Raw genomic sequence first — 9014 nt, forward strand, 5'->3', positions numbered from 1 at the left:
AAGTCATCGGCCCCTTCCTGCGCGACCGACCGTCCTCACTACGGTCGGTCGCTCTGTTTTCCTCGTTACCCTACTGCATCGCCACGCCTCGCCTCCGTCTCATCCCTGCACCGTGCTTCCACAACTTCTGGGCACACCCACCGCCGGCCGCCGTTTGACCCCGCCCGATGGCCATCATTACACTCGTCGGGGGCGGGGAGCGAGATCGGGCACGGAATGGCGAAGCAGGACACGGAGTCGGGGGTGGACGCGCCCGGCGTCGCTCCCGAGGCGGGCGCCGCGCCCGTCGCAGCGCCGCCGCCGCGGTCCGCTGTCGAATCGCCCTTCGCCCATCCCAGCGAGGCGCAGTTCGCCCGCCTGCTCGACTTCTACGGGGTGCAATGGCAGTACGAGCCGCGCTCCTTCCCGCTGCGCCGTGAAGGGGAGCGCGTGGTCGAGGCGTTCACGCCCGACTTCTATCTGCCGGCCTTCGACCTTTACGTTGAGCTGACAACGCTGCGCCAGAGCCTCGTCACCTACAAGAACCGCAAGCTGCGCCGCCTGCGCGAGCTGTACCCGGAGATCAACATCAAGCTGCTCTACCGGCGCGACTACCTGCGCCTGTTGGAGCGCTTCGGCATCGACCCGCGCCACAGCAGCGTGCTGCCGCCGGTGGCGCGCGTGCTCGTCTCGCAGGCCGAGGTGCAGCGCCGCGTGGCCGAGCTTGGGGCATCGATCACGCGCGACTTCGCCGGCTCGCGGCCGGTACTCGTCGGCGTGCTGCGCAGCGTCGTCTGCTTCATGGCCGACCTGATGCGCGCGATCGAGCTGCCGATCACCGTCGATTTCCTCGCGCTCTCTTCGTACGACGAGCACGATGAGCAGCACGACCGCCTGCGCGTCACCAAGGACCTGGACGAAGACATTCGCGGCCAGCGCGTGATCGTGGTCGAGGACGTGGTCGACACGGGCATCTCGCTGCACCGTCTCTTGCAGTACCTGGCAGAGCGCGGGCCGGCGGATGTCAGCGTCTGTGCCCTGCTCGACAAGCGCGCCCGGCGCCTGGCAAACGTGACGCTGGACTACGTGGGCTTCGAGATCGGCGACGAGTTCGCCGTGGGCTACGGGCTGGATTACCGCCAGGAGTTTCGCAACTTGCCGTACATCGGCGTCGTGCGCAGCGAGGGGATGTCGTGAAGACGCCGTTCAAACGGGATGTGGAGCAGGAGCGGGACGCTGCCGCTGAAGCAGCACCGGAGCGGCTGACCGAGCACGCGCAGGCGCCGCGTACGCGGCCGCAGCGCGAGCAGCGGCTGATGTTCGAGGCCTCGACGCACTGGGCGCGCGGCTTGTGGATCATCGTGGGCATGGTGGCCACGGTGATTGCCTTCCTCGTGATCCTGCAGCTCCTGCCGAAGCCGGGCAACGGCAACCCGATCGACGCGCTCACCAACTCCAACACGGGTGCGGCAGCAAACCCCACGCTCGCGGCCGCCAACGTCACGGGCACGGCCGTGGCGCTGGCCACGGTGACGCCCGGCGCCTCGCCCGGTCCCACGGGCACGGGCACGCCGGGGCCGAAGTTCGTCGGCGTGTCGCGCAGCGGCAGCGCGCCCAACGTGCGCTTCGCACCCAGCACCAACAATCAGCCCGTGGGCCAGCTCGCGCCGGGCCGGCAGGTGGAAATCATCGGCCGCAGCGCGGACAACGCCTGGTGGCAGATCGTCTGGGACAACAATCAGAAGGCCTGGGTGGCCGCGGACCTGATGAGCCTCACCAGCGGCGACGCCGCCCAGCTCCCCGTCGTGCACTGAGCCGCCAGGTGCGCCGTGCTGCACGGCACCGCGCCGCGGGCCTACCCCTGCCTCGCTCAGGCTCGGCTGTGCATTGCAGGTCTGCGACGGTTGCGCGGCGCTCATGCGAAGTCTCCGACGGTTGCGCTGCGCTCTGGCCCGACGCGGGAAGGGGTGTTCGAGGGCGCCCGATTCTTCTCAGTCCAACCCTTGCTCATGACACACGAGACACACGAGACACACGAGACACACGAGGAGAAAGGAGACGCGGCTTGCTTCAGATCGCCGCTGCGCGGCGATGTCGCATCAAAGCGGCGTTAGGCGTGGCTCAGGCGGCGCCGGCCGTGGCCGCGATCTTGCGGGGCACGGGCGCCGACGCGGCCGCGGGCCGGCGGGCGGCGCAGATCAGCGAGGCGCCGAAGGGCAGATCCCAGCGCGCGACGATCGGCTCTTCGCGCAGCATCACGCCCCGCAGCAGAGCGTTCAGCGGCGTGGGCAGCTCCTCCAAATGCGACACCGGCCCGCTGCCGCGCTGGAAGCGCATCATCGCTTTGCGGGCCACGGCCGCGGGAAACAGCAAGGTGTTGTAGTAGCTGAGGCGCGCGATGCCAAAGCCGGCCCGACGCACGGCGCGTTGCAGAGTGCGCCGGCGGTAGCGCCGCTGATGGTGGTTGAACTCGTCGTGCTGGCTCCAGAGGAACTGATAGGCCGGCACGGTGATCAGCAGCAGGCCGCCGGGCCGCAGCACGCGGTGCAGCTCGCGCAGCATGCCCGTGTCATCGGAGACGTGCTCGATCACGTCGAGCGCGGTGATCGTGCCGAAGCTGCCGTCGGCGAAGGGCAGCCGCGGCCCCCAGCCATGCACGAAGGCGACATCGCGGCGCCGGCAGGCCTGCGCGGCCTCCTCGGCGCTGTCCAGCCCGACGGCGGGCGCGATCCGCTGCAGGTGCGGCAGCATGCCGCCCGTGCCGCAGCCCACGTCGAGGATCGGGCCGGGGTCCGGCCCGGCGTGGCGCCGCAGCTCGCGCAGCACCAGGTGCCGCCGGCCGAGGAACCACCAGTGCGTATCCTCGAGGCGCTGATGCTGCTCATAGAGGGCCGCGTCCATGCCACCTCCGGGCGCGCCGACACGCAAACCGGCCGCGGCACCTGGCTGCCTTCATCCAGCGTCGCGGCCCGGCCCCGTGCCTTCGTTGTATCGTGTCTCGCGTGCAGGCACAAGGCCGGCGCCGGCGCGCCTACCGCACTCGAACGAAACGGCCGCCGCTGGCGCCGGGCGGGGTGAGCTGCCCCGTCCGCGCTACAATGCTGTGAGGGAGCGATGCGCATGACGACAGCCGTGCATGACGCTGTGCCGGCCGCGACGGCGCCGGGCGAGGTGCTGGTCGCCACCAGCGGCCTGACCAAGACGTACGGCAGCCTGCGGGCGCTGGACGGCGCCAGTCTGCGCGTGCAGCCGGGTTGCACCGCCCTGCTGGGCGAGAACGGCGCCGGCAAGAGCACGCTGATCAAGCTGCTGCTCGGCCTCAACGCCGCCAGCGGCGGCAGCGCCCGCGTGCTCGGCTTCGACCCGGCCACGCACGGCCCGGCGGTGCGCGCCCGCGTCGGCTACTTCCCCGAGCACGACTGCCTGCCCAACGACTGGCAGGCGCAGGATTTTGTGCGGCAGATGGGCGAGGTGCGCGGCCTGCCGCCGCGCATCGCCGTGCAGCGGGCGAGCGACGTGCTGGCCCAGGTGGGGCTGGCGGAGGAGCGCTACCGCCCGATCGGCGGCTTCAGCACCGGCATGAAGCAACGGGTGAAGCTGGCGCAGGCGCTGGTGCACGATCCCCAGCTCGTGCTGCTGGACGAGCCGACCAACGGCCTCGACCCGCTGGGCCGCGACCAGATGCTGGAGCTGGTGCAGCGCGTCGTGCACGAGATGGGCATCAACGTGCTGATCTCCTCGCACCTGCTGGCCGACGTGCAGCAGGTGAGCGATGCCGTGATCCTGCTCGATCGCGGCCATGTGGCGGCGCAGGGCGGCCTGCGCGAGCTGCTCGCCGACACCGACACGCTGCTGATCGAGTTGATCGAGGAGAACCCGGCCTTCGTGGCGCGGCTGCGGGCGGCGGGGCTGCGCGTCGACGGCGGCGGCCGCGATCTGCGCGTGCCGCTGACCGGCGAGGCCGTGTTCGACACGGTGCGCGACGCCGCGGCCGACAGCGGCGCCGGCCTGGCGCGCCTGAAGCGCGGCGCCCGCTCGCTGGAGGAGGTCTTCCTTTCCGGCACGGGCAACGGCGCGAGGACCGCGGCGCCATGACTGCACGGGAGGGCGCCGCCGGGGCGCGCATCGTCGATCGCGGCTATCAGCACTACACGGGTGAGCGGCGCGGCATCCCCTCGGCCCTGCGCGCGATCATGATCGGCACAATGAAGCGCAGCCTGGGCTTCAAGCGTCCCGGCTCGGCCAAGGTCTTTCCCTTCCTGCTGGTGGCGGCCTCGTTCCTGCCCTTCATCATCGTCACCGGCCTGCGGCTGCTGATCGGCGACAACATCTCGCGGCGCGTGGCGGCCGACCAGCTCTGGCCGTACTGGCGCTACTTCAACTGGCTCGGGCTGGTGGTACTGTTGCTGGCCGCGCTCGCCGCCTCGGAAGCGCTCTGCCCCGACCGGCGCCAGCGCGTGCTCTCGCTTTACTACGCCTCGCCCGTGCCGCCGCTGCTCTACCTGCTGGGGCAGGCGCTGGCCGTAGCGCTGGTCCTGCTGCTGGTGGCGATGCTGCCGCCGTTGCTGCTCTGGGTCGCCAACGTCGGCCTGGCGCAGAACCCCGGCGTCTACTGGCAGGCGCACTGGGACGAGGGGCCGCGCATCCTCGCGAGCGGGGTGCTGCTGGCGCTGCTCAACGCGGCGCTGGGCCTGGCTGTATCGGCCTTCACCGAGCGCAAGGGCTACGCGGCGGGGGCGTTGATCGGCGGCACGATCGTGATCTCGATTGTGGCCGGCATCGCCAGCACGGTGGGCGGCGGCGCCGCCAAATATGCGCTGCTGATCGACCCGCTGCTCTCCGGGCCGAACGTGGCGCGCTGGTTTTTGGGTCACTCGCTCGACCGCAACATCGCGGGGCCGGCCTGGCTCGCCGTCGAACTGACAACGATCGCCGTCTGCGCCGCGCTGGTCGTGCGCGTCTATCGCCGGCTCGCCTTCTGAGCGGCGTGGCCCGGGCCCACCGCGTAAAGATTTTGTGGCGTTCAGCCCCGCAAACCGTTGACATACCATAACATGCTTCGTACAGTAGGCTGGTATTCCGGCGATGCGCTCCCGTTTCACACGGCGCAGCACGCCCCTCCTCGGAGCGCTTGATGCAGGCTACCAGCGTCCGCCCGGCAGCATCTTGGATGCCACGACCCGCTCGGCCGCAAGCCGCCGTGCAGCCGTCGCACGCCGCCCTCTCCCTGCCTCCGCTCGACGCCATGACCTTGCATCCGGACGATCTGCCGGAGTTCAAGCTGCTCTTCGCCGACACGGCCGAGCACACGAACGAGGCGATCGCCGCCCGCTGCGAGGACCCGCTGCGCCGCCGCCGCCGCTTCGAAGAGTGGGGCCGCGTCGATGGCTTCGCCGTACGCTACGTACCCGGTTCCTGTCGCAGCGGCTTCGCTGTGCCGATCGTGGTGGACAGCAGCGTCGCCCGCTTCCGGCGCGGTTCCGGCGCGCTGCAGGCGCTGACCGACGACTTCGCCTACGCCGATCTGCCGGGCGCCCAGCGCCTCTTCCCGCGCAATATCGCCGACAACACCGAATGCGTGCACCTGCTCTTCGACGAAGACGGCGTACGCTTCACGCTCTACCGCGTCGATTTCCGCGTGCAGAATATGCTCGGCAGCGTCGGCGTGGTCTGGCGCTGGCCGCACGGCGGCCCGATCCAGGCGTTGAAGCTGGCCGAGCGCCAGGTGTCGCGCATCCGCACGGCGCTGCGCTTCGAGTCCGCCGTCGCCGCTCGCTCAGTCGAGCGGGTCGTCGAGCGAAAAGAGCGGCAACTGAGCGTTATCGGCGAAGCCTGAGACACCCACCCCCAGCAGCCGCAGCCGCTCTCCCGGCGCCAGCTCCGCGTCCAGGATGCGCCGCGCCGCCGCGAAGACCTCGGACCCGGTCTGCACGGGCGCCGGCAGCGTTGCCTGGCGTGTGCGCGTGGCGAAGTCGTGCCGCCGCAGCTTGATCGTCACCGTGCGGCCGCGCAGCGAGCGCCGCTGCAATCGCTCGCCCACCCCCTCGCAGAGCTCGCGCAGCTCGTCGTGCAGCACGGCCCGGTCGGAGACGTCGCTTGCGAAGGTCGTCTCGCGGCTCACCTGTTTGACTTCTTCGCGGGCGCTGACGGGCCGGTCGTCGCTGCCGCGGGCCAGCTCGCCCATCGCGTCGCCCCAGCGGCCGAAGAGCTGCGCCAGGATGCGGCGGTCCAGCTCGGCGAGCTGGCCGATCGTCTCCACGCCGAAGCGCCGCAGCCGCTCCTGCGACTTCGGCCCCACGCCCCACAGCCGCCCGACCGGCAACGGCGCCAGGAAGGCGCGCTCGCCGCCCGGCGGCACCACCACGAGGCCGTCCGGTTTGCCCAGGTCCGAGGCGATCTTCGCCGCCGACTTGTTTCCGGCCACGCCGACCGAGATCGTCAGCCGCACCGCCTCGCGCACGCGCTGCTTGAGCGCCTGGGCCAGCGCCGCCGGCTCGGCGCCGCCCGCGACGGCCTCCGAGACGTCGAGATAGGCTTCGTCCAGCGCAACCGGCTCGATCAGCGCCGTGAACTCGCGGAAGACGGCGTGCACGTCGCCGGAGACGGCCCCGTAGACGCCGAAGCGTGGTGGCACACGCACTGCCTGCGGGCAGAGCCGCACGGCCGTGCGCATCGACATGGCCGAGCGTATGCCGAAGCGGCGGGCCTCGTACGACGCGGCCGCGACGACGCCGCGGTCCTCGGGCGAGCCGCCCACGACGACGGGCTTGCCGGCGAGATTTGGATCGTCGCGCTGCTCGACGGCGGCGTAGAAGGCGTCGAGATCGGCGTGGAGGATCGTGCGCGGCATGCTAGCGCCCGGCCACCGCGCATCGAGGTAGATGATCTTCGCGGAGGGCGGCTCGCCGGCGGCACGCGTCTGCGGATCGACCGGCGACTGTGGCGGCGGGCCGGCCTGCACGGCGGGCGCCTGCCGGCCGCTCAGGCGTCGCGCCCGGCGCCGGTAATGTCACCGGAGAGCTGCTGCCGCAGCAGGTGCAGCGCGACGAGGGAGATCCAGAGCACCAGCACCAGCGCGATGAACATCGGCGTCCTCCTGGATAGAACGTTTGTCCTGTTGATTGGAGGATAGAACCGATGTTCTGAACTGTCAACGCGCAAATCGGCCGCGCGACATAGCGCCGGGCATGATGAGCACTTAACATCTGTGCAACCGTCTGATCCTACACTGAAAGCCGCCGGCAGACTCGCCGCCGGTGGAGCACGTGTGACCGGAGCATGATCAAGCTCAACGAGATCGTCAAACGCTACATCATGGGCGACGTGGTCGTCGAGGCACTGCGCGGCGTCAGCCTCGAGATCCACGACGGCGAGTTCGTCGCGATCATGGGGCCGTCGGGCTCGGGCAAGTCCACGCTGATGAACATCATCGGCTGCCTCGATTCGCCTACCTCCGGCTCCTACGAGCTGGACGGCACCGAGGTCAGCCAGCTCAGCGACGACGAGCTGGCCGCCGTGCGCAGCCGCAAGATCGGCTTCGTCTTCCAGTCGTTCAACCTGCTGCCGCGCGTGGAGGCGGTGAAGCAGGTCGAGTTGCCGCTGATGTACCAGGGCGTGCGCGACCGCCGCCAGCGCGCGATCGCTGCGCTCGATGCCGTCGGCCTGGCCGACCGCGTGCACCACAAGCCGCGCGAGCTTTCCGGCGGCCAGCAGCAGCGCGTGGCGATCGCGCGGGCGCTGGTCGCGCAGCCGACGTTGATCCTGGCGGACGAGCCGACGGGCGCCCTCGATACGCGCTCCTCGGAAGAGATCATGGGGCTGTTCGCACGGCTCAACGCCGAGCTGGGCATCACCGTCCTCTTCGTCACGCATGAGCCGGACGTGGCGGCCTACACCAAGCGCACCGTGACGATCCGCGACGGCCACATCGTGCGCGACGGCCCCAGCCCGAAGCGATCGGCGGACGCCGAGGCCGAACACGAGCACCTGGGGCAGATCACCACCGGCGCCGGCGTGAACGGCGTCCAGCCGGCGGAGCAGCACGGCGAGCGGACGGCCGCACAGGCGGGAGACGGCTAACGATGGATCCGTTTGAAAGCATCCGCGTGGCCATCGAGGCGCTCTCGGCGAACAAGCTGCGCTCCAGCCTGACGATGCTGGGCATCGTGATCGGCGTGGGCGCCGTGATCGCGCTGATGTCGATCGGCAGCGGCGCCCAGGCGGCGATTACCAAAAACATCCGCAGCCTGGGCTCCAACCTGATCACGATCACGCCGGGCGCGCAGAACCAGGGCGGGGTCTCGCAGGGCAACGGCACCCAGCCCACGCTCACGCTCGACGACGCGAATGCGATCGCCGATCCGAACAATGCACCGGCCGTCTCCGCGGTCTCACCCGAGCTCAACATCGGCTTCCGCGCCCAGATCGTCTATCACGGTCAGAACGTGCAGACCCGGATCAACGGCGTCACGCCCGCCTACGAGGATGTGCGCAACTTCCCCGCGACGCTCGGCGCCTGGTTCACGCAGGACGACATGAACGCCCGCGCCGCCGTGGTGATGCTGGGCTGCAACGTGGCGCAGTCGCTGTTCGGCTCCGAGGACCCGACCGGGCAGGACGTCAGCATCCGCGCCGGCCGGCCCTTCCAGGTGCACGTCGCCGGCGTCTTGCAGTGCAAGGGCGGCGGCCCGCTCGCTAACGTGGACGACCAGGTGCTGGTGCCGTTGACCACGCTGCAACGGCAGATCTTCCGCCAGTTCAACGCGCGCGGCGCCGCCTTCGTCAGCTCGATCGTGGTCGAAGCCGCGAACGCAAAGAGCACGACGGCCGCCAAGAATCAGATCACCGAGTTGCTGCTGGCGCGCCACCGTGTCGCCGACCCGGACTTCGTGATCCAGACACAGGACGATCAGATCTCGACGCAGACCGGCGTGACGCAGGTGCTGACCATCCTGCTGGGCGCGATCGCCGGCATCTCGCTGGTCGTCGGCGGCATCGGCATCATGAACATCATGATCGTCTCCGTCACCGAGCGC

Annotated in this window: 9 protein-coding genes; 7 read left to right on the top strand and 2 right to left on the bottom strand. The window is 70.3% G+C overall.

Annotated features, from left to right (window positions below; genetic code table 11):
- Positions 1-216 precede the first annotated feature (216 nt).
- Together hpt and VKV26_16110 are read left to right on the top strand one after the other, a co-directional pair.
- On the top strand, positions 217-1176 hold the full coding sequence (gene hpt / locus VKV26_16105; GenBank protein HLZ71425.1) for a hypoxanthine phosphoribosyltransferase: 960 nt from the start codon (positions 217-219) through the stop codon (positions 1174-1176).
- The gene (locus tag VKV26_16110; protein HLZ71426.1) at positions 1173-1793 is read left to right on the top strand and encodes an SH3 domain-containing protein; all 621 of its coding nucleotides are present in this window, start codon (positions 1173-1175) and stop codon (positions 1791-1793) included. Before hpt ends, VKV26_16110 begins: the two co-directional genes overlap by 4 nt.
- Positions 1794-2100: 307 nt before the next feature.
- Here VKV26_16110 and VKV26_16115 read toward each other — a convergent pair whose 3' ends face one another.
- Positions 2101-2880: a class I SAM-dependent methyltransferase gene (locus VKV26_16115; GenBank protein ID HLZ71427.1), complete on the bottom strand. Its 780-nt coding sequence runs from the start codon at positions 2878-2880 to the stop codon at positions 2101-2103.
- Positions 2881-3099: 219 nt separating this feature from the next.
- On the opposite strand from VKV26_16115, the gene VKV26_16120 reads away from it, so the two are divergent.
- The 3 genes from VKV26_16120 (at position 3100) to VKV26_16130 (ending at position 5815) form a co-directional block, all read left to right on the top strand.
- Entirely contained in the window at positions 3100-4074 is a 975-nt protein-coding gene (locus VKV26_16120; GenBank protein ID HLZ71428.1) for an ABC transporter ATP-binding protein, read from the top strand.
- Positions 4071-4961 (top strand): ABC transporter permease subunit, encoded by an 891-nt coding sequence (locus VKV26_16125; protein ID HLZ71429.1) that lies wholly within the window; start codon positions 4071-4073, stop codon positions 4959-4961. The genes VKV26_16120 and VKV26_16125 overlap by 4 nt, the downstream gene beginning before the upstream one ends.
- A gap of 188 nt (positions 4962-5149) precedes the next feature.
- The gene (locus tag VKV26_16130; protein HLZ71430.1) at positions 5150-5815 is read left to right on the top strand and encodes a hypothetical protein; all 666 of its coding nucleotides are present in this window, start codon (positions 5150-5152) and stop codon (positions 5813-5815) included.
- On the opposite strand, the gene VKV26_16135 is transcribed toward VKV26_16130, so the two are convergent.
- A complete protein-coding gene (locus tag VKV26_16135) occupies positions 5756-6940 on the bottom strand; it encodes a DNA polymerase IV (GenBank protein ID HLZ71431.1) in 1185 nt (394 codons plus the stop codon). The genes VKV26_16130 and VKV26_16135 overlap by 60 nt on opposite strands.
- Positions 6941-7257: 317 nt before the next feature.
- On the opposite strand from VKV26_16135, the gene VKV26_16140 reads away from it, so the two are divergent.
- Together VKV26_16140 and VKV26_16145 are read left to right on the top strand one after the other, a co-directional pair.
- Complete coding sequence (locus tag VKV26_16140) at positions 7258-8058, top strand: ABC transporter ATP-binding protein (protein HLZ71432.1); 801 nt, start codon at positions 7258-7260, stop codon at positions 8056-8058.
- A gap of 2 nt (positions 8059-8060) precedes the next feature.
- Positions 8061-9014: ABC transporter permease (locus VKV26_16145; GenBank protein ID HLZ71433.1), on the top strand; the 954-nt coding region annotated here is incomplete at its 3' end.

The sequence above is a fragment of the Dehalococcoidia bacterium genome, assembly GCA_035310145.1.
Taxonomy (GTDB): domain Bacteria; phylum Chloroflexota; class Dehalococcoidia; order CAUJGQ01; family CAUJGQ01; genus CALFMN01.

Excerpts from the sequence above, each read along its gene's own strand:
- VKV26_16120 (HLZ71428.1), top strand. The coding sequence starts at position 3,100 with ATGACGACAGCCGTGCATGACGCTGTGCCGGCCGCGACGGCGCCGGGC.
- VKV26_16125 (HLZ71429.1), top strand. The coding sequence starts at position 4,071 with ATGACTGCACGGGAGGGCGCCGCCGGGGCGCGCATCGTCGATCGCGGC.
- VKV26_16115 (HLZ71427.1), bottom strand. The coding sequence starts at position 2,880 with ATGGACGCGGCCCTCTATGAGCAGCATCAGCGCCTCGAGGATACGCAC.
- hpt (HLZ71425.1), top strand. The coding sequence starts at position 217 with ATGGCGAAGCAGGACACGGAGTCGGGGGTGGACGCGCCCGGCGTCGCT.
- VKV26_16140 (HLZ71432.1), top strand. The coding sequence starts at position 7,258 with ATGATCAAGCTCAACGAGATCGTCAAACGCTACATCATGGGCGACGTG.
- VKV26_16130 (HLZ71430.1), top strand. The coding sequence starts at position 5,150 with ATGCCACGACCCGCTCGGCCGCAAGCCGCCGTGCAGCCGTCGCACGCC.